General features: G+C 67.6%; 26 protein-coding genes and 1 pseudogene. 16 read left to right on the top strand and 11 right to left on the bottom strand.

Going from position 1 to position 22474, the window contains the following annotated elements; translation table 11 throughout:
- Positions 1 to 444: pseudogene (locus tag DQP58_RS15180) on the top strand (hypothetical protein); the annotation flags it as partial.
- Positions 445 to 457: 13 nt separating this feature from the next.
- Here DQP58_RS15180 and DQP58_RS15175 read toward each other — a convergent pair.
- The 6 genes from DQP58_RS15175 to DQP58_RS15150 all read right to left on the bottom strand — a co-directional run bounded on the left by DQP58_RS15175 (position 458) and on the right by DQP58_RS15150 (position 6372).
- The gene (locus tag DQP58_RS15175; protein WP_112709146.1) at positions 458 to 1183 is read right to left on the bottom strand and encodes a DUF72 domain-containing protein; all 726 of its coding nucleotides are present in this window, start codon (positions 1181 to 1183) and stop codon (positions 458 to 460) included.
- Between the two features lie 7 nt (positions 1184 to 1190).
- Positions 1191 to 1817, bottom strand: coding sequence for an endonuclease (locus DQP58_RS15170; protein ID WP_112709145.1), 627 nt, complete (start codon positions 1815 to 1817; stop codon positions 1191 to 1193).
- Between the two features lie 41 nt (positions 1818 to 1858).
- Positions 1859 to 2191 (bottom strand): TfoX/Sxy family protein, encoded by a 333-nt coding sequence (locus tag DQP58_RS15165; RefSeq protein WP_112709144.1) that lies wholly within the window; start codon positions 2189 to 2191, stop codon positions 1859 to 1861.
- 9 nt (positions 2192 to 2200) lie between these two features.
- Positions 2201 to 2590: a nitroreductase family deazaflavin-dependent oxidoreductase gene (locus tag DQP58_RS15160; RefSeq protein ID WP_112709143.1), complete on the bottom strand. Its 390-nt coding sequence runs from the start codon at positions 2588 to 2590 to the stop codon at positions 2201 to 2203.
- 125 nt (positions 2591 to 2715) lie between these two features.
- Entirely contained in the window at positions 2716 to 5037 is a 2322-nt protein-coding gene (gene lon, locus DQP58_RS15155; protein WP_205869435.1) for an endopeptidase La, read from the bottom strand.
- A 93-nt stretch (positions 5038 to 5130) separates the two neighbouring features.
- Complete coding sequence (locus tag DQP58_RS15150) at positions 5131 to 6372, bottom strand: alpha-hydroxy acid oxidase (protein ID WP_112709141.1); 1242 nt, start codon at positions 6370 to 6372, stop codon at positions 5131 to 5133.
- An 18-nt stretch (positions 6373 to 6390) separates the two neighbouring features.
- On the opposite strand from DQP58_RS15150, the gene DQP58_RS15145 reads away from it, so the two are divergent.
- Entirely contained in the window at positions 6391 to 6828 is a 438-nt protein-coding gene (locus DQP58_RS15145) for a DUF1810 domain-containing protein (protein WP_112709140.1), read from the top strand.
- 12 nt (positions 6829 to 6840) lie between these two features.
- On the opposite strand, the gene DQP58_RS15140 is transcribed toward DQP58_RS15145, so the two are convergent.
- From DQP58_RS15140 to DQP58_RS15130, 3 genes are read right to left on the bottom strand one after another with little or no spacing between them, the layout of a single operon-like run.
- The gene (locus tag DQP58_RS15140) at positions 6841 to 8169 is read right to left on the bottom strand and encodes an alpha-amylase family protein (RefSeq protein ID WP_112709139.1); all 1329 of its coding nucleotides are present in this window, start codon (positions 8167 to 8169) and stop codon (positions 6841 to 6843) included.
- A gap of 10 nt (positions 8170 to 8179) precedes the next feature.
- A complete protein-coding gene (locus DQP58_RS15135) occupies positions 8180 to 8716 on the bottom strand; it encodes an alkyl hydroperoxide reductase (protein ID WP_112709138.1) in 537 nt (178 codons plus the stop codon).
- Positions 8717 to 8757: 41 nt separating this feature from the next.
- Complete coding sequence (locus tag DQP58_RS15130) at positions 8758 to 9345, bottom strand: peroxiredoxin (protein ID WP_112709137.1); 588 nt, start codon at positions 9343 to 9345, stop codon at positions 8758 to 8760.
- 101 nt (positions 9346 to 9446) lie between these two features.
- Between DQP58_RS15130 and DQP58_RS15125 the strand changes: the two genes are divergently transcribed.
- The 4 genes from DQP58_RS15125 to DQP58_RS15110 are packed head-to-tail and all read left to right on the top strand — an operon-like array spanning position 9447 to position 12341.
- Entirely contained in the window at positions 9447 to 10382 is a 936-nt protein-coding gene (locus DQP58_RS15125; RefSeq protein WP_112709136.1) for a hydrogen peroxide-inducible genes activator, read from the top strand.
- Between the two features lie 36 nt (positions 10383 to 10418).
- Entirely contained in the window at positions 10419 to 11120 is a 702-nt protein-coding gene (locus tag DQP58_RS15120) for an EthD domain-containing protein (protein ID WP_205869434.1), read from the top strand.
- 9 nt (positions 11121 to 11129) lie between these two features.
- A complete protein-coding gene (locus tag DQP58_RS15115) occupies positions 11130 to 11573 on the top strand; it encodes a TIGR03618 family F420-dependent PPOX class oxidoreductase (protein WP_112709135.1) in 444 nt (147 codons plus the stop codon).
- 18 nt (positions 11574 to 11591) lie between these two features.
- Complete coding sequence (locus DQP58_RS15110; RefSeq protein WP_112709134.1) at positions 11592 to 12341, top strand: enoyl-CoA hydratase/isomerase family protein; 750 nt, start codon at positions 11592 to 11594, stop codon at positions 12339 to 12341.
- Positions 12342 to 12361: 20 nt separating this feature from the next.
- On the opposite strand, the gene DQP58_RS15105 is transcribed toward DQP58_RS15110, so the two are convergent.
- Positions 12362 to 12547: a (2Fe-2S)-binding protein gene (locus DQP58_RS15105; protein WP_112709133.1), complete on the bottom strand. Its 186-nt coding sequence runs from the start codon at positions 12545 to 12547 to the stop codon at positions 12362 to 12364.
- 337 nt (positions 12548 to 12884) lie between these two features.
- On the opposite strand from DQP58_RS15105, the gene bfr reads away from it, so the two are divergent.
- From bfr to DQP58_RS15055, 10 genes are all read left to right on the top strand, one after another.
- Positions 12885 to 13364, top strand: a complete 480-nt coding sequence (gene bfr, locus DQP58_RS15100; RefSeq protein ID WP_066870748.1) for a bacterioferritin — start codon at positions 12885 to 12887, stop codon at positions 13362 to 13364.
- A gap of 36 nt (positions 13365 to 13400) precedes the next feature.
- Complete coding sequence (locus DQP58_RS15095) at positions 13401 to 15470, top strand: MDR family MFS transporter (RefSeq protein WP_112709132.1); 2070 nt, start codon at positions 13401 to 13403, stop codon at positions 15468 to 15470.
- Positions 15471 to 15535: 65 nt separating this feature from the next.
- Positions 15536 to 16030 carry a carboxymuconolactone decarboxylase family protein gene (locus DQP58_RS15090; RefSeq protein ID WP_066870794.1) on the top strand — a complete coding sequence of 165 codons (495 nt, stop codon included), beginning with the start codon at positions 15536 to 15538 and terminating at the stop codon, positions 16028 to 16030.
- Positions 16031 to 16132: 102 nt separating this feature from the next.
- On the top strand, positions 16133 to 17014 hold the full coding sequence (locus DQP58_RS15085; RefSeq protein ID WP_112709131.1) for a TIGR03854 family LLM class F420-dependent oxidoreductase: 882 nt from the start codon (positions 16133 to 16135) through the stop codon (positions 17012 to 17014).
- 57 nt (positions 17015 to 17071) lie between these two features.
- A complete protein-coding gene (locus DQP58_RS15080) occupies positions 17072 to 18424 on the top strand; it encodes a glutamine synthetase family protein (protein WP_112709130.1) in 1353 nt (450 codons plus the stop codon).
- A 9-nt stretch (positions 18425 to 18433) separates the two neighbouring features.
- The gene (locus DQP58_RS15075) at positions 18434 to 19567 is read left to right on the top strand and encodes an amidohydrolase family protein (protein WP_112709129.1); all 1134 of its coding nucleotides are present in this window, start codon (positions 18434 to 18436) and stop codon (positions 19565 to 19567) included.
- Between the two features lie 92 nt (positions 19568 to 19659).
- Complete coding sequence (locus tag DQP58_RS15070; RefSeq protein WP_165827879.1) at positions 19660 to 20139, top strand: adenylate/guanylate cyclase domain-containing protein; 480 nt, start codon at positions 19660 to 19662, stop codon at positions 20137 to 20139.
- Between the two features lie 134 nt (positions 20140 to 20273).
- Complete coding sequence (locus DQP58_RS27505; RefSeq protein WP_112709127.1) at positions 20274 to 20528, top strand: DUF3761 domain-containing protein; 255 nt, start codon at positions 20274 to 20276, stop codon at positions 20526 to 20528.
- 141 nt (positions 20529 to 20669) lie between these two features.
- Positions 20670 to 21503 carry a lysophospholipid acyltransferase family protein gene (locus DQP58_RS15060; protein ID WP_112709126.1) on the top strand — a complete coding sequence of 278 codons (834 nt, stop codon included), beginning with the start codon at positions 20670 to 20672 and terminating at the stop codon, positions 21501 to 21503.
- Positions 21503 to 21937, top strand: coding sequence for an SRPBCC family protein (locus tag DQP58_RS15055; protein ID WP_112709125.1), 435 nt, complete (start codon positions 21503 to 21505; stop codon positions 21935 to 21937). Before DQP58_RS15060 ends, DQP58_RS15055 begins: the two co-directional genes overlap by 1 nt.
- 65 nt (positions 21938 to 22002) lie before the next feature.
- On the opposite strand, the gene DQP58_RS15050 is transcribed toward DQP58_RS15055, so the two are convergent.
- Entirely contained in the window at positions 22003 to 22446 is a 444-nt protein-coding gene (locus DQP58_RS15050; protein WP_112709124.1) for a nuclear transport factor 2 family protein, read from the bottom strand.
- Positions 22447 to 22474 lie beyond the last annotated feature (28 nt).

The raw sequence follows: 22474 nt of genomic DNA, 5'->3' as shown, positions 1-22474 counted from the left end.
GTCGCGCGGATCGGGCACCGCGGGCCTGGGGAGGCCGAGTTGGCCAGCACGACATTCGCCGACGATCCCACCATGTTGCTGGTCGCCGCGGCCGCCCGCGAACAGCCGCCAACGCCGCGGGAACGGCCGGCGCGCGCCGCGCGTGGTTCTCGAGAGCTGGCCTACGACACCACGATGCGGTTCACCCACGAACTCCGAATGACGTTGCGCGCTTTGGGTTCGCTGCGGGTCGAGGCGGACCTGATAGACGATGTCGCGGACATGTATTACCTGACCTGCAACGAACTGGTCACCCTACCCGGTGATGCGCGCTTGCGGATCAAGCGCCGCCGCACCGAACGCGAACGGCTGCAGGTGCAGGGCCCACCCGAGGTCATCGACGGCGCATGGGCTCCGGTGCCGCGCGGCGCTGACGGCTCGGACCCCGAGCGCACCGCAGGCTGAGGCTCGCGAGCGCTCAACCCAAAAGCTCGCGCAGCGCCAGCGCGTTGCGGACCGCGTGGCCGCCCAGGTCGTTGTTGAAGTACATCCACACGTCGCGTCCCTCGGCGTCCCAGCCCGCGATGCGCTCGGCCCAGCGCCGCAGGTCGTCGTCGGAGTAGGAGCCGGCGTAGTTGGCTTCCGGGTCCGGCCCGTGCATCCGGATGTACACCAAGTCGGTCGTGGCCCGGGGGATGCACTCCAGCCCGAGGCCACTCATCACCACATACGCGGCGCGGCGGCGTTCCAGTAACTCGAACACCGCGGGGTCATTCCACGAGGGGTGGCGCAATTCGACGGCGACGCGGATCGATTCGGGCACCAGCGCCAGGAACGTATCCAGGCGCGCGTCGTCGCGCTGTTGCTCGGGGTGCAACTGCGCGAGCAGCACCCCGTGCCGATCACCCAGGAGGCGCCAACAACGCTCGAATCGTTCGATCCACGGTTCCGGTGAGGCCAGCCGGCGGTAGTGGGTCAATCCGCGATGAGCCTTGACCGACATGGTGAAGCCCTCCGGCAACTGGCGACGCCAACCCGTGAAGGTCGAATCCTGCGGCCACCGATAGAAACTGGCGTTGAGCTCGACGGTGTCGAACACCTCCACGTAGCGGGCGAGGCGGCGTCCCGACGGCGTTCCCGTCGGATACAACACATCTACCCAGTGGTTGTAGGACCACCCTGAAGTACCGATGTGTATGGTCACGGGCCGCTCAGCCGGTTACCCGCTGACGCACATCGTCGTCCAGCGACACCCTGACCAGGGCGGCGGCCAGCCTCGCATTGTCGTGCGGTGCAAGGGATCCCAGTTTTGCCGGCTCGGCGGGCAAACCCAATTTTTTGGCGGTGGCGGTGGTCCGGTCATCGAAATACGGGCGCACCCAGGTCCAGACGTCTTGAACTTCGCGCAGGTAGATGTCGGCGCCGGTGTCACCGATTCCCTTGAACTGCTTGAGCATCCGTTTGGCCGCTGCGACGTCGTGTCGGCTGCGATCGGCCAGTCGGCGCAGATCACCCGCGTAGTCGTCGGAGACCCGATCGGCCATATCGGCCAGCCGAGTGGCCGAGCTCTCGTCGTAGCGCACGTAGTGCGCGCGTCCGAACGCCGCGATCATGGTGCGCCGGTTGGCCGCCCGCACGGCTTTGGGCGTTCGCAGGCCGGCTCTGAACAGCTCACGCGCGGCGGCCATGGCGATACCGGCGTCGATCGGCTTGCTGGCAAGCATGCATAAGACGAGAAGCTGAAACAGGGGCATCGGCTTGTCGCTCAGCTTGATACGCGCCTGCGCCGCATAGGTCGTGCCGGCAACGTCGAGCAGTCGTCGCACCCGCTTGTCCATACGCACCCGCGTACCCGCGCCCCGCACGAGCAAACCGCACGCTACTTGGGCGGCAAGGTGCGCGCGTAGCCGACGCCACGGTTCACCCAGCCCTGCAGCTGCCGCATGGTCCGCACCCCGGCGGCCTCGACACGCAGCCAGCCGCGCACCTCTCGGCCACCCATCACCATAGGGTGGACGTGCTCACGCCGCAGCAGCGATTCGAACTCGGCGGCGGGCGCCCGTACCAGCAGTCCGCCCTGCCCGCTCGCGGCCACCGACATGTTGCCGTCGACCAGAAAAGCCAGGCCGCCGAACATGCGTTTCTCCTCGACGCCGGACTGCGAACCCAATAGCTCGCGGATCCGGTTGGCCAAGTCTTCGTCGTAGGCCATGGACCGGCGTCAGTCCAGATCGACGCGGATGGTGAGCAGGTCGCTGCCCATCAGGCGCACCACCGCGCTGTTCATCTTCGGCAGCTGGCCCAGCCGCTGCACGGCATCGTCATCGGGCAGCAGGTGCGCGGTGCCGTTGCGCCACCGTCCGCCGACCCGCACGCGCACAGCCGGATTGGCTTTGATGTTGCGGACATAGTCGGAGTGTTCGCCGTGTTCGGAGACCATCCAGAACTGGTTGTCTACGACGCGGCCGCCCACCGCGGTGCGGCGCGGCTGCTTGGTCTTGCGCCCGGTGGTTTCCAGCATGGTCATCGGCAGCTGTCGACCCACCGGATTGACCAGTAGCCGTTGAACCCGGTGGACCACTTGCCGTTTCAGTTTCCCGAAATCGCTCATGCTTGGATTCTGCCGCAAACGAGAACAGCCGCCACATGCGCGGCGGCCGTCTCGTTATGCGGTTGTAGGTCGGGTGGGTCACGAATCGACGGGCGGGTCGGGAAACGCCCCACCGCCCGGCCACCTCATGCGGCCGCGGTGGCGACCTGCGCCGCCGGCTCCAGGGCCTGCGCGACGATCTCGGCGACATCGGTCATGGGCCGCACGTCCAGCGCCTCGAGCACCTCGGCGGGCACGTCATCGAGATCGGGCTCGTTGCGCGCCGGAATGAAAACCGTTGCCAGCCCCGCACGTTGGGCCGCCAGCAGCTTCTGCTTCACCCCGCCGATGGGCAGCACCCGACCGTTCAGCGTGACCTCACCGGTCATGCCGACGTCGGAACGGACGTGACGCCCGGTCGCCATCGACACCAGGGCGGTCACCATGGTGACACCGGCCGACGGGCCGTCCTTGGGAACCGCACCCGCGGGGACATGGACGTGGATGCGCCGGTTCAGCGCCGCGGGCTCCACACCCAGCGCGTCGGCGTGGGAGCGCACGTAGGACAGCGCGATCTGCGCCGACTCCTTCATCACGTCGCCCAGCTGGCCGGTCAACTGCAAACCCGGTTCCCCGTCGGTCGCGCCCGCCTCGATGTAGAGCACGTCGCCGCCCAGGCCGGTGACGGCCAGGCCGGTCGCCACGCCCGGCACCGCCGTGCGCTCGGCCGATTCGGGCGTGAATCGCGGGCGGCCAAGGTAACCCACCAGATCGGGCTCGTCGATGCTCAGCGGCGCGGGCTGGTCTGCCAGCTTGGTGGTGGCCTTGCGCAGCGCCTTGGCCAGCAGCCGCTCGAACTGGCGCACGCCGGGCTCGCGGGTGTAATCCGCCGCGATCCTGCGCAACGCCGCGTCGGTCACCGTGACCTCGTCCTCGGTCAGCGCCGCGCGTTCGCGCTGCCGGGGCAGCAGGTAGTCACGCGCGATGGCGACCTTGTCGTCCTCGGTGTAGCCGTCGATCGAAACCAGCTCCAAGCGGTCCAGCAGGGCGGACGGGATGTTCTCGATGACGTTGGCGGTGGCCAAAAACACCACGTCGGACAGGTCCAGGTCCAAATCCAGGTAGTGGTCGCGGAAGGTGTGGTTCTGCGCGGGGTCCAGGACCTCCAGCAACGCGGCCGAAGGGTCGCCGCGATAGTCGGAACCGACCTTGTCGATTTCGTCTAGCAACACGACGGGATTCATCGATCCCGCCTCACCGATCGCCCGCACGATCCGGCCCGGCAACGCGCCCACATAGGTGCGTCGGTGCCCGCGGATCTCGGCTTCGTCGCGCACGCCGCCCAGGGCGACGCGGACGAACTTGCGGCCCAGAGCCCTGGCCACGCTCTCGCCCAGCGACGTCTTGCCGACCCCGGGGGGACCGGCCAGCACCATCACCGCACCGGAACCGCGCCCGCCGACGACCTGCAGCCCACGCTGGGCGCGGCGCGCCCGCACGGCCAGGTACTCGACGATGCGGTCCTTGACGTCGTCCAGCCCGTGGTGGTCGGCGTCCAGGATTTCCCGGGCCGCCGTCAGGTCCGTGGAGTCCTCGGTCCGGACGTTCCACGGCAGGTCCAGCACGGTGTCCAGCCAGGTGCGGATCCAGCCGCTTTCCGGGCTCTGGTCGCTGGACCGTTCCAGCTTGCCGACCTCACGCAGCGCAGCCTCGCGCACCTGCTCGGGCAGCTCGGCGGCCTCGACGCGGGCACGGTAGTCATCCGAGCCGTCCGGTTCGCCCTCGCCCAGTTCCTTGCGGATGGCGGCCAGCTGTTGGCGCAGCAGGAACTCCTTCTGCGTCTTCTCCATGCCCTCGCGCACGTCCTCGGCGATCTTGTCGTTGACCTCGACCTCGGCCAAATGCGCACTGGTCCAGTCGATCAGCACGCGCAGCCGCTCGGTGACGTCGACGGTCTCCAGCAGTTGGCGCTTCTGCGCGTTGGTGAGGTACGAGGCGTAACCGGAGGTATCGGCCAGTGCCGACGGGTCGGTCAGCCTGTTGACGTAATCGATGATCTCCCACGCTTCACGGCGTTGCAGCATGGCCAGCAGCAGCTTCTTGTACTCCGCCGTGAGCGCCTTGATCTCGTCGGTCGTCTCGCCGTCGGGGACCTCGGTCACCTCGACCCACAGCGCCGCGCCGGGCCCGGACGCTCCCGCGCCGATCTGCGCCCTGCGCTCACCGCGCACCACCGCGGCGGTGCCGCCGCCGGCGATGCGCCCGACCTGCAGGATTTTCGCGATCACGCCGTGCGAGGGGTACCGGTCCTCGAGCCGGGGGGCGATCAGCAGCTGTCCCGATTCGCTCGCCGCAGCGGCGTCGATCGCCGCTCGGGCGGCGTCGTCCAGCGCGATCGGCACCACCATTCCGGGCAACACGATGGTGTCAGTGACAAACAGCACCGGCACCGACTTGGCTTCAGCCATCAAATCCTCCAAAAGTTGAGTCTGATGCGCTTAACCCAGCCGGGCGCCGGTTTGTTCCCGGCGACCCCGGCCGTTGCGAGCGTGCGGCCGGCGTCACACCGGCGGCAACGGGCCCAGCCGTCGCAGTTGCGTGACGTGCTGGGGGGAGAGCTCCTCGAGGCAGGTGACGCCGAGCAGCGCCATGGTCCGCAAAATCCCGCTGCGGAGGATGTCGATCGCGCGGCTCACTCCCGCCTCACCGCCGGCCATCAGGCCGTACAGGTAGGCGCGACCGACCAGCGTGCAGCGGGCGCCCAGCGCGATCGCGGCGACGATGTCGGCGCCCGCCATGATGCCGGTGTCCACCAGGATCTCGGTGTGTCGCCCAAGCTCCCGCGCGACGGTGGGCAGCAGGTGAAAGGGCACGGGGGCCCGATCCAGTTGGCGCCCACCATGATTCGACAAGACGATGCCGTCGACGCCGCGGTCGACGACGGCGCGCGCATCCTCGAGTGTCTGAATCCCTTTGACGACGAGCTTGCCGGGCCATTGCGCCTTGATCCACTCCAGATCGTCGAAGGTGAGGCTGGGATCGAACATCGTGCTCAGATACTCGGCGACGGTGCCCGGCCAGCGATCCAGCGAGGCGAAGGCCAGCGGCTCGGTGGTCAGCAGATCGAACCACCATTTCGGGTGCGGCACGGCATCGAGCACGGTGCGCAGCGTCAGTGTCGGCGGAATCGTCATGCCGTTGCGGTTATCCCGTAGCCGGGCACCGGAGACCGGGACGTCGACGGTGGCCAACAGCGTGTCGAAGCCCGCGTCGGCGGCGCGCCGCACCAGGGCCATCGAGCGCTCACGATCGCGCCACATGTAGAGCTGGAACCACTTTCGGCCCTGCGGGACGGCGGTGACGAGATCCTCGATCGCGCACGTACCCAAGGTGGACAACGAAAACGGGATCCCCGCGTCGGCCGCCGCTTGCGCTCCGGCGATCTCGCCCTCGGTGTGCATCAAACGGGTGAATCCGGTGGGGGCGATCCCGAACGGCAACGCGACCGGCTGCCCCAGCACATTCCAGCCGGTGGCGACCTGGGAGACGTCACGCAGAATCGTCGGGTGAAACTCGATGTCGCGGAACGCTTGTCGTGCGCGCTGGATGGATAGTTCGTCGTCGGCCGCCCCGTCGGTGTAGTCGAACGCCGCCCTGGGGGTGCGGCGCTTGGCGATGGCTCGCAGGTCCTCGATGGTGTACGCGGCGTCGAGGCGGCGCCTGGTCGCGTTGAGCCGGGGCCGCTTGAACTGCATCAGCGGCGCGAGGTCGCGCACCTTGGGCACTCGTCGTTGGACCGCCATGTGTGCCACCGTAGTCACATGGAATCGGCTGGCGACCCCTTCGATCTCAAACGTTTTGTGGATGCGCAGCGCCCGGTGTACGACGATGTCGTCGCCGAGCTGCGCGCCGGCCGGAAACGCAGTCACTGGATGTGGTTCGTCTTCCCGCAGCTGCGCGGCCTGGGCGGCAGCGCCATGGCGGCGCGGTTCGGCATCGCCTCGGTCGACGAAGCCGGCGCATACCTGCGCCATGAGCTGCTGGGGCTGCGGTTGCACGAGTGCGCCCGCCTGGTCAGCGCGGTGCAGGGGCGCTCGATCGGCCAGATCTTCGGTTCGCCGGACGACCTCAAGCTGTGCTCGTCGATGACGCTGTTCGCCCGCGCGACCGAGGACAACGCCGACTTCGTCGCGGTGCTGGACAAGTATTACGACGGCCGCCAGGATCGGCTGACCTTGGAGCGGCTGGCGACGCCGTGAAAAGCCGCGCCCCTAGACCGGGCGCAGGATCCGCCAGCCGCGGGGCTCGACGGTAACGGTGTCGACGACCTCCTGCGGCGGGGCGGCCGATCCGCCGATCACCTCGGCGCGAGCGGTGCCCAGCTTCGGCAGCGACACCCGCAGCGGTTCGTCGTCGATGTTGAGCGCCACCAGCAGGGCATCGTCGCCGTGGCGCGTCTCGTACACGTAGCGCCGGTTTTCCAGCAGCCGGGCGGTGGTGGTCGCCGCATGTAACCAAGGGTAGCGGCGTCGCAGCCCGACCAGATATTGGTGCAGCCGCCAGGTTTCGACGCCGAAGTCGTCGAGTTGCAGTGGGGGAGAGCCGAACTCGGGGCGAACCGCGTCGTCACCGCCGAAGCGTTCCTCCTTGACGCCCCGGAATCCCAGTTCGTCGCCGGCGTACACGCTGGGCACGCCGCCGACCGTCAGCAACAGCACCAGCGCGTGGGCGACGTGTTCGGGATTTTCCAGCCGACTGGCGATGCGGGTGACGTCGTGGTTTCCGATGAAGGTCAGCGGCGAGAAGCCGGTCAGAAACTCGTTGTGGCGCTGCAGCGCCCAGTCCAGCTCGAAGAAATTGCCGTCGTTGAGGCCGCTCCAGATCGCCTTCCACAGCTCGTATTGCGTGGCCGAGTCGAAGGTGGCGGCCTTTACGACGGCGGCGTAGTCGCCGTGGATGAGTTCCCCGACGAACCAAGCGTCCGGGTAGCGCTCGCGCACCCGCGGCAGCGTCGATGCCCAGAAGTGTTGCGGCACGGCATAAGCCGCGTCGAGTCGCCAGCCGTCGGCGCCGCGACCCAACCAGTGCGCCATGACGTCGACGGCGTAGTCGGCCACCTCGGGGTTGTCGTGGTTGAGGGCGATCAGTCCCTCGTGGCCTTCGAAGGTGTGAAATCGGCCGGGCCGTCCGCGAAACCAGCGTGCGGCCGCGTCGTCGTCGGCGGCCTCGCGGTAGCGCGCGAAATCCTGGCCGACGTGATTGAACACCCCGTCGAGCAGTACCCGCAGTCCGCGGCGACGAGCCTCGGCGATCAGGTGGTCGAAGTCGTCGTCGTCGCCCAGCCGGGGGTCGATGCGGTAGTGGTCGGTGGTGTCGTAACCGTGTGTGCGCGAGGCGAAGACGGGCCCCAGCGCAATGCCGGAAGCGCCGAGTTCGATGGCGTGGTCCAGCCAGTCGACGAGCCGCCGCAACCGGTGCTCCTCCGGTTGCGGCGGCTCGCCTGCCTGCGGTGCGGGAAACGCTCCCACGAACCCCAGGGGATAGACCTGCCACCAGATCGCGTGCTGGACCCAGGCAGGTCCGGTCACGGTTCTGGTCACGACGGCGCGATCAGCCGACGGTGGCCAGCGTCTGGGAGGCGATGATCGCTTGCGCCACGCCGGAAATGATCGCCGCGGCCTTCAGCGCCTCCTGGATGGTTTCCCGGCTGACGCCGGCCTCGCGCAGCGTGTGCTCGTGGGCGGCCACGCAGTCCGGGCAGCCGTTGATCGACGACACCGCAAACGACCACAGCTCGAAGTTCGCCTTCTCCACGCCGGGGTTGGCGATGATGTTCATCCGCAACCCCGCGCGCAGATCGTCGTACTTGCCGTCCAGGAAGCCCCGGCCGCGGTAGAACACGTTGTTCATGCCCGTGATCGAGGCGGCTCCCAGCGCCGCGTTGTAGGCCTCGGCGGACAGGATGTCGGCCGCCTCGGCCCCGATCTCGGCGAGCACCTGGGTGTTTCGCGTCGCGGCGGCACTGGCCAGCAGGGTGCCCCACAGCTGCTCGGAGTTGAGCTCGGTCGTGCGCGTGATCGAGCCCAGGTTGAGCTTGAGATCCTTGGCGTACTCCGGCAGCGCTTCTTTGAGGTTGTCTACGCTCATCTCGCCTCCTTCTTCCGAACCTTATGCGATCCAAGCCCGGATCAGGCCGACTGCTTGAGCAGCTCGGTGGCGTCCAGCGTTGGGTCACCCTTGCGCCAGTTGCACGCGCACAGCTCGTCGGACTGCAGTGCGTCCAGGACGCGCAGCACCTCTTCGACGTTACGGCCCACCGAACCCGCGGTTACCGAGACGAACTGGATCTCGTTGTTCGGGTCGACGATGAAGGTCGCCCGGTCGGCGACGCCGTCGGCGTTGAGCACACCGGTGGCCAGGCTCAGCTCCCGCTTGATGTCCGAGAGCATCGGGAACGGCAGCTTCTTCAGGTCCTCGTGCTGGGCCCGCCAGTTGAAGTGCACGAACTCGCTGTCGATCGAGACACCCAGAACCTGCGCGTCGCGGTCGGCGAATTCGTCGTTGAGCTTGCCGAACGCGGCGATCTCGGTGGGGCACACGAAGGTGAAGTCCTTCGGCCAGAAGAACACCACGCGCCATTTGCCGGCGTGGTCCTCGTTGGTGATGGTGGTGAAGTAGTCCCCAGGCTGCTTGGCGTCGACCGTGGACAGATCGCCCGCGATCAACGCAGTGAGCTCGTAGGCGGGGAACTGGTCGCCGATGGTCAGCAGAGGCATATCGCTCCTTATCTGGAATTACTCAAGATTAGATGTCCTCCACCATGTTGCCGCGTAGCCTTATTGAAGTAAAGGTGATATTTCCCACTAGACTCATAGGCATGACCGATAAGACTTATCAGCCCACGATCGCCGGCCTGCGCGCGTTCGTAGCGATCGCCGAGAAGCGGCAATTCAGCGGTGCCGCAACAGATCTCGGCGTCAGTCAGTCGACGTTGTCGCAGGCGCTGGCGGCGCTGGAGGCGGGCCTGGGCACCCAGCTGGTCGAGCGGTCGACGCGGCGCGTCTTCTTGACAACCCAGGGCACGGAACTGCTCCCGCGCGCCCAGGCGGTCGTCGAGGCCGCCGACGCGTTCAGCGCCGCCGCGGCGGGGTCCACGGACCCGCTGCAGACCGGCGTGCGGCTGGGGCTGATACCGACGGTGGCGCCCTATGTGCTGCCGACCGTGCTGGCCGGCGTCGCCGAGCGGCTGCCGGGCCTGACGTTGCGGGTGACCGAAGACCAGACCGAACGGCTGTTGGCGGTGCTGCGTGAGGGCGCATTGGATGCGGCCCTGATCGCCCTGCCCGCCGAGGGTGCCGGTGTCAGCGCGATCCCGATCTACGACGAGGATTTCGTCCTCGCCCTACCGCCCGGCCATCAACTGGCGGGCAAGCGCCGGGTTCCGGCGACGGCCCTGGCCGACCTGCCGCTGCTGTTGCTGGACGAGGGCCACTGCCTGCGCGATCAAGCACTCGACGTCTGTCACAAGGCGGGGGTGCGGGCAGAGCTGGCCAATACCCGGGCGGCCTCCCTGGCGACCGCGGTGCAGTGCGTGACCGGCGGCCTGGGCGTCACGCTCATTCCGCAGAGCGCGGTGCCGGTCGAGGCTTCACGCAGCCGCCTGGGCCTGGCGCAGTTCGCCGCACCCCGCCCGGGGCGGCGGATCGGTTTGGTCTACCGGTCATCGAGCGGGCGCGACGAGTCCTATCGCCGGCTGGCCGGGCTGATCGGCACACTGATCAGCAGCCAGCACCAGGTGCGGCTGGTGAAGTAGGCCTACCCGGCGGCCCGTCCCGGGTAGGTTCTGCCTATGGAAAAGGTGATCGCGGTGCTCAGGCGGGCCGAGCCGGATGACGCGTGGTGTGCCCGGCAACGGGGTCACGTCGCCGACGCGCTGCTGCAACTGGGCGTCGCCGGGCTGCAGATGAACGTGCGCGACAGCACCGTGCGCCACTCGCTGATGACACTGACCACCCTGGACCCGCCGGTCGCGGCGGTGGTGAGCATGTGGACCCAGCAGTGCTACGGCGAGCAGATGACGGCGGCGTTCAAATTCCTCGCCCAGGAATGTGAACAGCTCGCCGCGTATCTGGTGACCGAATCCGTCCCGCTGATGGCCCCAGCCGTTGAATCTGGCGCTCGCACACCGGGTTTGGCCAACATCGCGCTGCTACGCCGGCCCGCCGACATGGACCAGGCGACCTGGCTGACGCGGTGGCAGGGTCACCACACCTCGGTGGCCATCGAAACGCAGTCGACGTTCGGCTACACCCAGAACTGGGTGGTGCGGGCGCTGACCCCGGACGCGCCGGGAATCGCCGGCATCGTCGAGGAGTTGTTCCCGATCGAGGCCATCACCGACCTCCACGCCTTCTTCGGAGCCGCCAATGACGACGACCTACAGGACCGACTGGGGCGAATGGTCGCCAGCACCAGCGCCTTTGGCGCCAACGAGAACATCGACACGGTGCCGACGAGCCGGTACGTCTTCGCCAGCCCGTTCAACGGATGAGGGGCTCACATGACAACACTGCGCGACGCGGTCGCCTTAGCCGCGACGGAAAGCGGCCTGGCGGTGGTGTCGACCGTCCGCGCTGACGCGACGGTCCAGGCTTCGCTGGTGAACGTGGGGTTGCTGACGCACCCCGCGGACGGCCAGCCAGTTCTCGGCTTCACCACCTACGGCAAGGTGAAGCTGGCCAACCTGCGGGCCCGACCGCAGTTGGCCGTCACCTTTCGAAACGGGTGGCAGTGGGCGACGGTCGAGGGCCGCGCCGAGCTGGCCGGCCCGGCCGACGGCCGCCCGTGGCTGACGGACGCCGATCAATTGCGACTGCTGCTTCGCGACGTGTTCACCGCCGCGGGCGGCACCCATGACGACTGGGACGAGTACGACAGGGTGATGGCCGCCGAGGGTCGTGCCGTGGTGTTGATCGCGCCAACCCGCGTCTATAGCAACGGCTAGCCTGGTTAGGCTGCTGGCGTGACGCTGCAGATCGATGACGACAAAAGGGTACGCACCCTCACATTGAACCGGCCCGAGGCGCTCAACGCGTTCAACGAAGCCCTCTACGACGCCACCGCGGAGGCCCTGCTGGCCGCCGCCGACGATCCCGAGGTCGCGGTCGTGCTGCTGACCGGCGCGGGCCGTGGTTTCAGCGCCGGTACCGATCTGGCCGAAATGCAGGCACGCATCACCGACCCGGACTTCACCCCGGGCAAGCATGGCTTCGTCGGATTGATCAGCGCGCTCAGCGCTTTTCCCAAGCCGCTGATCTGCGCGGTGAACGGCGTCGGCGTGGGCATCGGCGCCACCATCCTCGGCTACGCCGATCTCGCGTTCATGTCGTCGACCGCCCGCCTGAAGTGCCCGTTCACCAGCCTGGGCGTGGCGCCCGAAGCGGCATCGTCATACCTGCTGCCCCAGCTGGTGGGCCGGCAGAACGCGGCATGGCTGCTGATGTCGTCGGAATGGGTCGGCGCCGAGGATGCCCTGCGGATGGGGCTGGTCTGGCGGGTCTGCGAACCGGATGAGCTGCTGACGCAGGCCCGTCAGCACGCGGAAATCCTTGCCTCCCGGCCGATCTCGAGCTTGATGGCCGTCAAGCACACCATGATGGAGCCCGTCCGGCCCGAGATTGTGGCGGCCACCGCCCGCGAAAACGCCCACTTCGCCGAGCTCATGGGCGCGCAGGCCAACGCCGCGGCGCTGGCCGCCTTTAACAAAAGTTGAGCAACAAAGGCTGACGGCGGCTAGGCCGAGCGGGCCGTCTCCAGCTTGGCCGAGGCGGCCAGGATCGCCCGCAGGGTGCGCCGGCAGCGGCCGCAGTCGCCACCGGCCCCGCACGCGGCGGCGATCTCTTTGGAGGTCGATGCGCCCTGCGCGACGACGTCGCACACGGTCTGGTTGGTGGCCCCAACACAGAGGCACACGTACATCAGCGCACCTCCCGCATGTCGGCGTCCCCTTCGTCGAAAGCCCGGTCCAGCGGCTGCGAATCGTCCCGGCCGCCGGCGTTCCGAGTCATCGGGCACCGGGGCGATGGGGCCGAATCCATACGCCGCATATTAGTGGAGTCTAACCTAAGTTCATTAGCTCAGTCTAACCTAACCAAGGGGTGACTTACCCCACTCGCGGACCCACTGAGCGCAGCCAAACCTTGCTGGAACATTCTCAGCGGCCGTGGCAAAGTGCTGCTACAGCCCAGGTTTGTGCGCTCCAGCCCAGCGTGCCCGCCGCGGCCACACGTCAGCCGCTCACACCATAGGAGTGACAATGCAAGGGGATCCGGAAGTTTTGCGTCTGCTCAACGAGCAGCTGACCAGCGAGCTCACCGCGATCAACCAATACTTCCTGCACTCCAAGATGCAGGACAACTGGGGTTTCACCGAGTTAGCTGGGCACACCCGGGCCGAGTCCTTCGACGAGATGCGACACGCCGAGGCGATCACCGACCGCATTCTTCTGCTCGACGGATTGCCGAACTACCAGCGCCTCTTCTCGCTGCGCATCGGTCAGACGCTGCGTGAGCAGTTCGAGGCCGACCTGGCCATCGAGTACGAGGTGATGGAGCGGCTCAAGCCGGCGATCATCCTGTGCCGCGAAAAGCAGGACTCCACCACCGCGACGCTGTTCGAGAACATCGTGGCCGATGAGGAAAAGCACATCGACTACCTCGAAACCCAGCTCGAGTTGATGGACAAGCTGGGCGTGGAGTTGTACTCGGCGCAGTGCGTGTCGCGCCCACCCAGCTGACCCGGCCGGCGGCGAAATAGGTAACGTCGCCCAGGTATGACGAGCCCAAGGGCAGCGACCCAAACTCGCCCCGCTTCCGGTGCCGCATCCAGCGGCGAGCTGATCAGCCCGCAGCGACGCAATCTGATCTTCATCGCGATCGTGCTCGGCATGCTGCTCGCGGCGCTGGACCAGACCATCGTCGCGACGGCGCTGCCGACCATCGTCGCCAACCTGGGCGATGCCGGGCATCAGTCCTGGGTGGTCACCAGCTATCTGCTCGCATCGACGATCGTCACCGCGCTGGTGGGCAAGCTCGGCGACGTGTTCGGCCGCAAACGCGTATTCCAAACGGCCATAGTATTTTTCGTCGTCGGCTCGATACTGTGCGGACTGGCCCAGTCGATGGCCATGCTGGTGGGCGCGCGCGCCCTGCAAGGGATCGGCGGTGGGGCCATCACCGTCACGGCCAGCGCGCTGATCGGCGAGGTCGTCCCCCTGCGCGAGCGGGGCCGATATCAGGGCATCCTCGGGGCGGTCTTCGGCGTCACCACGGTCATCGGCCCGCTGCTCGGCGGCTACTTCACCGACTACCTGACCTGGCGGTGGGCGTTCTGGGTCAACGTGCCGATCTCGGTCGTGGTCATCTTCGTTGCCGCAGCGGCGATTCCCGCCCTGACCGCGTCCGCCAAGCCCGTCATCGACTACGCCGGCATCACGTTCGTGGGCCTGGGCGCCGCGGGCCTGACGCTGGCCACCAGCTGGGGCGGCACCCTCTACCCGTGGGGATCACCGACGATCATCGGTCTGTTCGTCGGCGCCGCGATAGCGCTCGGCGTGTTCGTGATAGTGGAACGGCGCGCCGCCGAACCCATCTTGCCGATTCGGTTGTTCGGCAGCCCGGTGTTCGCCGTCTGCTGCGTGCTGTCCTTCGTCGTGGGCTTCGCCATGCTGGGCGCGATGACCTTCCTGCCGACCTATATGCAGTACGTCAACGGGGTTTCGGCGACCACCTCGGGCCTGCGCACCCTGCCCATGGTGCTCGGCATGCTGGTCACCTCCACAGGCAGCGGCACCATCGTCGGCCGGACCGGGCGCTACAAGATCTTTCCGGTGGCCGGCACCGCGCTGATGGCGTTGGCCTTCCTGCTGATGTCGCGCATGCAGCCGTCCACCTCCGCCCTGATCCAGTCGCTTTACCTGGTGATCCTCGGCGCCGGCATCGGGTTGTCCATGCAGGTGCTGATCCTGATCGTGCAGAACACGTCGAACTTCGAAGACCTCGGCGTCGCCACCTCGGGAGTGACGTTTTTCCGGACCATCGGAAGTTCGTTCGGCGCGGCCATTTTCGGTTCGCTGTTCGTGAACTTCCTCAACGGCCGCATCGGTCCGGCCCTGGCGGCCAGCGGCGCGCCGCCCAGTGCGGTCAGTTCACCGGGGGCCTTGCACCGGCAACCGCATGACGTGGCCGCCCCGATCGTGGCGGCCTACGCCGAGTCGCTCACCCAGGTCTTCTTCTGGGCGGCGCCGGTCGCTCTAGTCGGATTCGTGCTGGCGCTGTTCTTGCGCGAGATCCCGCTGCGCGACATCCACGACAGCACAATCGATCTCGGCGACGCGTTCGGCATGCCGACCACCGAGACGCCCGACCAGATGCTGGAGAACGCGATCGCGCGGATGCTGCGCGGCGAGACCGGCATGCGGTTGCGCAGCATCGCCATGCGACCCGATTGCCGGCTCGACGTCGCCGGACTGTGGGGGGTCTTGCGGATCAATCGCTACACCCAGATGTACGGGACCGCCCGGCTCACCGACATGGCCGACTACCACCGGATACCGTTCGAGGTGCTCGAGCCCACCTTCGCCCGACTGGTATCCGGGGGTTACGCGCAGCGCGACGGCGAGCAGATGTGGCTCACCCCGGCCGGGGGACAACAGGTCGCATACGTGCACTCGCTGCTGTTGGCCTGGCTGGTCGACAAGCTTGCCCGGTCACCGGGATTCGAGGGCCGCCCGGACCGCCGCGCGGTGGAGGCGGCGCTGGACCGCGTCGCGCATCGCGTTCTGGCCCAACGGGATTGGCATGAGGAACAGCCGACCGTGGCAATTGCGTCGCCCGCTCGCTAACCGGTGCCGATACGCATTCGCCGACATCCCCAACCCGGATGACGACGCGGGCGTACCATCACGCCATGAGCCGAATCGGAACTTTTGCTGACGACGACCTGGCCGGCTGGTTTGTGAAGTCCCCGGACATCGGCGGCGCGCTCGGCGGCTTCAGCCAGGCGGTGTACACCAAGAACCGGTTGCCGATCCGCACCCGCGAACTAGCCCGCGCCGTGATCGCCCACCGCAACGAATGCGTCGTCTGCGTCAACACCCGCGATGAAGACGGACCCGCGGCGGGTGTCGACGAGGAGCTCTACGACCACGTCCACGAGTGGCGCACCTGGCCCGGCTACAGCGAACAGGAGCGGCTGGCCGCCGAGTTCGCCGACCGCTTCGCCACCGAGCACACCGCGCTGCGCGACGACGAAGACTTCTGGAGCCGGTGCGCCGCACACTTCTCCGACGAGTTGCTGGCCGACCTGGCACTGTCCTGCGCGCTGTGGGTCGGCATGGGCCGAGTGCTGCGGACCCTCGACATCGGCCAAGCGTGCAAGCTGACTATCCCCAGTCGCGGCTAGTTTTCGCGTAGCCCGGCCATCCGGTGATGACGCGCGCCCCGGGCACAAAAGACGCGCCGCCGACGTTGCGGTGTGGGTGAGAGAGCTCAGAGGGAGGCGGCGGTGAAGATTCGCTTCGGCGTCGGTTTGGGTGCCGATACCGCGCCGGATCAACTGGCCGCCATCGTGGATCACCTCGAGGCCAACGGGGTGGACTCGCTGTGGTTTTCCGAACTGGTGTACTCCCCGGCGGTCGATCCGATGGTCGGCATGGCGTACGCGCTGGCCCGGACGACCCGGTTGAAGGTGGGGACGTCGGTGGCCGTGCTTCCGGGTCGGCATCCGGTGCTGGTGGCAAAGCAGTTGGCGTCCCTGGCGGCCGTCGCGCCCAAGCGGGTCCTTCCCGTCTTCGGCTTGCGTTCGGCGATACCGGCCGAGCGCGAGGTCTTCGTGGTCCCCGATGGCGAGCGCGCGGCGGTGTTCGACGAGTCGCTGCGGCTGTTGCGCGCGGCGCTGGTGGAGGATTCGACGACGTTCACCGGCCGGTATTTCAGCGTCACCGACGTGGCCGTCGCACCGAAACCATCTCCGCCGCTTGATATTTGGGTAGGCGGCTCGGCGCCGGCCGCGTTTCGGCGCATCGGCGCGCTCGGCGACGGCTGGCTGGGCAGTTTCCTCACCCCCGCCGAGGCGCGCGCCGGGCGCGAGGCGATCGAGCGAGCCGCCGGGCACGCCGGCCGCAGCATCGAGCCCGACCATTTCGGCATCTCCCTGGCCGTCGCCGACGAAGAATTGCCCGCGGAGTTGGCCGCGGCGGTGCACCGGCGTCGCCCGGACCGTGACCCCGGCGAGCTCGTCGCCGCGGGGTGGGATCGGTTGCACCGGCAGCTGGACGCCTACCTCGAGGCGGGCCTGACGAAATTCGTCATCCGGCCGGTGGGCAAGGCACCGGTGGACGGTTTCCTCGATCGCTTCGTCACCGAACTCGTCGGCCGGCAGAACTGAGCGTGCGGTGACGCCGTTTGCCGTCCGGGTCGTTGCGAGGTGGGGAAAATGGCTGCCATGACCGGCACCCCGCTTGCCGCCGCGGCGATCGCGCAGCTGGAGGCCGAGGGCGTCGACACGGTCATCGGCACGGTGGTGAATCCGGCCGGGCTCACCTTGGCCAAGACGGTCCCGATCCGGCGGACCAACACGTTCGCTGATCCCGGCCTGGGGGCCAGCCCGTCCTGGCATGCGTTCGCCATCGATCAGACCGGGATCGCCTTCACCGCCGATGCGGGCGTGGTGGGGGACCAGCGCCTCCGGATCGATCTGTCGGCGTTGCGCATTGTCGGTGACGGGCTGGCGTGGGCGCCCGCCTCATTTTTCGAGCAGGACGGCACCCCGGTGCCGACCTGCAGCCGGGGCACGCTGCGGCGCGTCGAGGCGGCGCTCGCCGAAGCCGGCATCGAGGCCGCGATCGGGCACGAAATCGAATTTGTGTTGGTCGGCCCGGACGGCACCCGGCTGCCGTCGACGTTGTGGGCGCAGTACGGCCTGGCCGGTGTGCTCGAACACGAGGCGTTCGTTCGCGACGTGATCGGGTCGGCGACCGGGGCCGGCATCGCGATCGAACAGTTTCACCCCGAGTACGGCGCCAACCAGTTCGAAATCTCGCTGTCGCCGCAGTCCCCGGTGGCCGCCGCCGATCAGCTGATACTGATGCGGCTGATCATCGGGCGCGCGGCGCGTCGGCACGGGCTGCGGATCAGCCTGTCGCCCGCGCCCTTCGCCGACGGCGCGGGATCCGGTGCGCATCAGCACTTCTCACTGTCGACGCCGGAAGGCCCGCTGTTCTGCGGCGGCGACGCCGGCCAGGGCATGACGGCCGCGGGGAAGAGCGCGGTCGCGGGTCTGGTGCACGGGCTGCCGGAGGCTCAAGCCGTCCTGTGCGGGTCGATCGTGTCCGGCTTGCGGTTGCGGCCGGGCAACTGGGCCGGCGCCTACGCCTGTTGGGGTACCGAAAACCGGGAGGCCGCAGTGCGGTTCGTCACCGGCGGGGCCGGCACCCCGCACGGCGGGAACGTGGAGGTCAAGATCGTCGACCCTTCCGCGAACCCCTACCTGGCGTCGGCGGCCATCCTCGGCCTGGCGTTGGACGGGATCAAATGCCAGGCGACGCTGCCACCGGAGGTCACGATCGACCCGGCCACCGTGCCCGAATCCGACCGGGTGCGCGACGGTATCGTGCGGCTGACCGATTCGCAGTCCGAAGCGATTGCGGCGCTTGACGGTTCAGAGACGATGCGCCGCATCCTGGGCGACCCGGCCGTCGACATGGTGGTCGCGGTGCGCAGCCTGGAGCGGGAGCGCTACGGTGACCTGGCGCCCGAGCAGGTGGCGGACAAATTCCGCATGGCCTGGAGTCTGTGACGGCCGGTCATGGTCTCCGACGCTCGCGCCCTGGCCCAGCACATCGGCGGTCTGGCGCTGATTGATCAGCATGTCCACGGATGCTGGTTGGCGCCGGCAGACCGGCCGCGATTCGAGAACGCGCTCAACGAGGCCAACAGCGAACCCATTACCCACTCGGGTTTCGACTCTCAACTCGGGTTCGCGGTGCGCGCCCATTGCGCTCCCGTCCTGGGTTTGCCCAAACACGCTGATCCCCAAGCGTATTGGGAGCGCCGTAGCCAGTTCGGCGAGCATGACTTGGCGCGGCTGTTCTTGTCGGCCGCCGGGGTGAGCGAGTGGCTGGTGGACACCGGGATCGGCGGTGGCGGTGTCGCCGGAGTCGCGGATATGGCCCGGCTGTCCGGTGGTGATGCGCGCGAGGTGGTGCGGCTCGAGGAGGTGGCCGAGCAGGCGGCGCAAGCCCACGGCGATTATGCGGCGGCGTTTGGGGAGATCCTGCACGGGCGCGCGGCCGGCGCGGTCGGCACCAAATCGATTCTGGCGTACCGGGGCGGGTTCGAGGGCGACCTCAGCGATCCGGCGCCGGCCGAGGTCGCCGAAGCCGCAAGCCGCTGGCGCGACCGCGGGGGTACCCGGTTACAAGACAGGGTGCTGCTGCGGTTCGGGTTGCACCAGGCGCTGCGACTGGGCAAGCCACTGCAGTTCCACGTCGGGTTCGGCGACCGCGATTGCGATCTGCACCAGGCCAATCCGCTGCTGCTCCTTGACTTCCTGCGCGGCACGGAAGACGTGCCGATCGTGCTGTTGCACTGCTACCCCTACGAGCGCGAGGCCGGCTATCTGGCCCAGGCGTTCAACAACGTCTACGTCGACGGCGGGTTGAGCGTCAATTACCTGGGGGCACGGTCACCTGCGTTCCTTGCGCGTCTGCTGGAAATGGCGCCGTTCTCCAAGATTCTCTATTCGTCGGACGGAATTGGTCCGCCGGAGCTGCATTTCCTCGGCGCGATCTTGTGGCGCAGGGGCATGGAGTGGGTACTCGGCGAATTTGTGGACCGCGGCGAGTGGAGCGAACCGGACGCCATTCGGGTCGTCGACCTCATCGCCCGCGAGAACGCCGCCCGCATCTATCGGCTGACGCATCACGGCGGCCGGCCGTGACCGCCCGTCCGAAGCCCGCCGACGCCCGGCGACGCAGGCCGCGGGGCGTTCGCCGGGGATCGAGGCTGCGCACGGCGAACTGGGTGATGCACATGGCGCTGCCCATGCTCGCGTTATGGCTACTGCTGGGCATACCCAAGGTCGACCTGGAAATGGGACAACCGGGTGGCCCATTTCATTTTGGTGCTGACCGCCTCGGCGGTGAGCGTCGTGCTGGGCGCCCTGATCACGTGTTGCGCGCCGCCCGCGCCGGACTCGCACTGCATGCCGCCGTCGAGCAGGCGGCGGCCGGACGTGAAGACTGGCCGCGCTTTCGGGTGGGAATCAATACCGGCCCCGCGCTGGTCGGCAATGTCGGTGCGCAGCAAGTACGCAACTTCACCGCGATCGGCGACACCATGAACCTGGCGGCACGGCTGGAGGGGCTGGCAGAGCCGGGGCAAGTGGTCATCGGACCCAATACCGCGGTCGCGCTTGGTGAGTCCGCACGCGTGAGGATGCTCGGCTGGGTTGACGTCAAGGGCAAGCGCGATCCCGTTCGGGTCCGGGTCCTGGACGGACTGGCGCCGTAGCGGCGCTTCCCTCGCCTCGACAGCCGGAAAATTTCCCAGATTCGCCTGTGGGCAACCGTTCGGGCGCATAGGCTTCGATCGACGAATCGGGCAAACGTCACCAACCTGATGATGGACAAGGGAGGTTTGGGCACGTGTTGTCCCGTGCTGCGTTTGTCATCGCAGCGGTCGTCTTTGGCTCCGCCGCTGTGGCGCCATCGGCCTACGCGTCACCCAGCGGCGGTTGCTACACCGCCAGCTCCGGCGACTGCGTGCCATATCCGCAAAAGGGTGGGTCGCAACCGCAGGGCGCCACGGCCCAGTGCTCGGATGGGAGTTGGTCTTTCAGCGAACACCCCCATGCCAGTGGGACCTGTCACGGTCACGGAGGCGTCCAGCGGTACTTGTAGCCATCGGCTGCCAACAACACTGGGATGGTCAAAACACGAGGGGTGGCCATCCCAGGTGTTTGCGGCGGCCGGTTATTTTGGGGCCCAGCCGGGTGCATCGCGGCGTTTGACCCCCGGTGACGCCGGGGTATGCGTCCCGTCATGGCGACCGCGAAGGACGTCTTGAATTGGGCTCGCGACAAAGTTGTGTCGTGGGTGCCCAAAGCCGACCTTGACCAGCGGGATCCGGATTACATTCGCGATCAACTGCCGGGAACCTGGTTGTTGGCGTCGTTCTATTTCAGGGCGGACGTGCGGGGCTTGGACCGCATTCCGCCCGAGGGACCGGTGCTGCTGGTAGGCAATCACAGTGGCGGCAATGTACCCCCCGACACCTTCGTGTTCACGCTCGCCTTCTGCTCGTATTTCGGCGTCGAGCGGCCCTTTTACCAGTTGGCCCACAACCTCGTCGTCTCCGCGCCGCCGCTCGGCTGGTTGCGTAAATTCGGCACCGTCGCCGCCAACCCCGAAAATGCCCGTCTCGCGCTGGATTCCGGCGCCGCACTGCTGGTGTATCCGGGCGGCGACTACGAGGTGTTCCGGCCCTCCTGGGAACGTCACAAGGTCGACTTCGGCGGACGGATGGGATACGTGAGGCTGGCCCGCGAGGCCGGGGTGCCGATCGTCCCCGTCGCGAGCATCGGTGGGCAGGAGAGCGCGCTCTTCCTCAATCGCGGGCAGTGGCTGGCCAAGTTGCTGATGGCCGACAAGTTGCTCCGGCTCAAGAGCATCCCGATATCGCTGGCGCTGCCGTGGGGACTCAACATCAGCGACCTGGCGGGCCACATCCCGTTGCCCACCAAGATCGTGATAGAGGTTCAAGACCCGATCGAGGTCGACGGCGACGATCAAGCGGTGCATGACAAGGTGATGGCCTCCCTGCAGGGGGGCGTCGACCGGCTGGCTGCCGAACGACGATTCCCGGTGATCGGCTGATGCGCGTCGAACGCCGTTCTGTCATCAACGCCGACCGTGCCGCCGTCTGGAAAATCGTCAGCGACCCGGACTATTACCCGTCGTTCATGGCGAGCCTAGAGCGATGGGAGTCGTCGAACGACAAACCACCCGGAGTCGGTGCGCGGTACACCGTCCACTGGAAAATTGGCTCCGTACCCGTTGGCGGCGTGATCGAGGTGGTCGAGTTCGACGACGGCCGCGACCTCGCCTGGGTGGGAATTACCGGCGTAACGCTGCGCGGGCGGATGCGGTTGCGCGACAAAGGCGACGGCTGCACCAGGGTGACGTTTCGACTGTCGTATCAGGCGCCCGGGGGCATACTTGGGTACATCGCCGATCGGATCGCCGTGCGCCAGGTGGGACGCACACTGACGGAAACGTTGAAACGCCTCCGGATACTGGCCGAGTCCTAGCCGCAATCAGGTGTTCCACCGGGCGTGGGCGGCAAACAGTCCCGGGTGCCGTGGAGCGCCCTTCGTCAAACCAGCGCTGAGGCGTCGAATATCCAACTGGTGTCGCCGGTCGCCAAGCCCTCGAAGTGGTTCGGGGGAGCAAACGCAATCAGCGAGTTCATGTCCCAATAGTCTTTCCAGACAGCAACTTTGCCGTCGACGACCTTGTGGACCGTCACGAAGCGCAGCACACCCTGCTCACCCGTCGCGAACGTCCACGTCTCGGAGTGCTCGTAGAGCACGTCGGATCCGTTGGACACCAGCACGCCGGGGTGGTTCTCATAGCCGGCCAACTGCTCGAGTCCCATCCTGAGGCGTTGCACGATGCCCTCGGGACCGCGCGCCGACAGTGCGGGCACCGGCATGTCGACGTAGAGGCAGTCGTCGGACAAAAAGGTCTTGATCGCTTCCCAATCTCGCCGCGAAAGCGCCTGCCACAGCCCACGTACGACGTCCTCGACCGCGATCATAGATGCCTCTGTCATAGCGGCAAATAAA

This window comes from Mycobacterium colombiense (genome assembly GCF_003284975.1).
Classification (GTDB): domain Bacteria; phylum Actinomycetota; class Actinomycetes; order Mycobacteriales; family Mycobacteriaceae; genus Mycobacterium; species Mycobacterium europaeum_A.
Note: the sequence above shows the minus strand (reverse complement) of the source record. Positions and strands in the feature narration are given on the sequence as shown.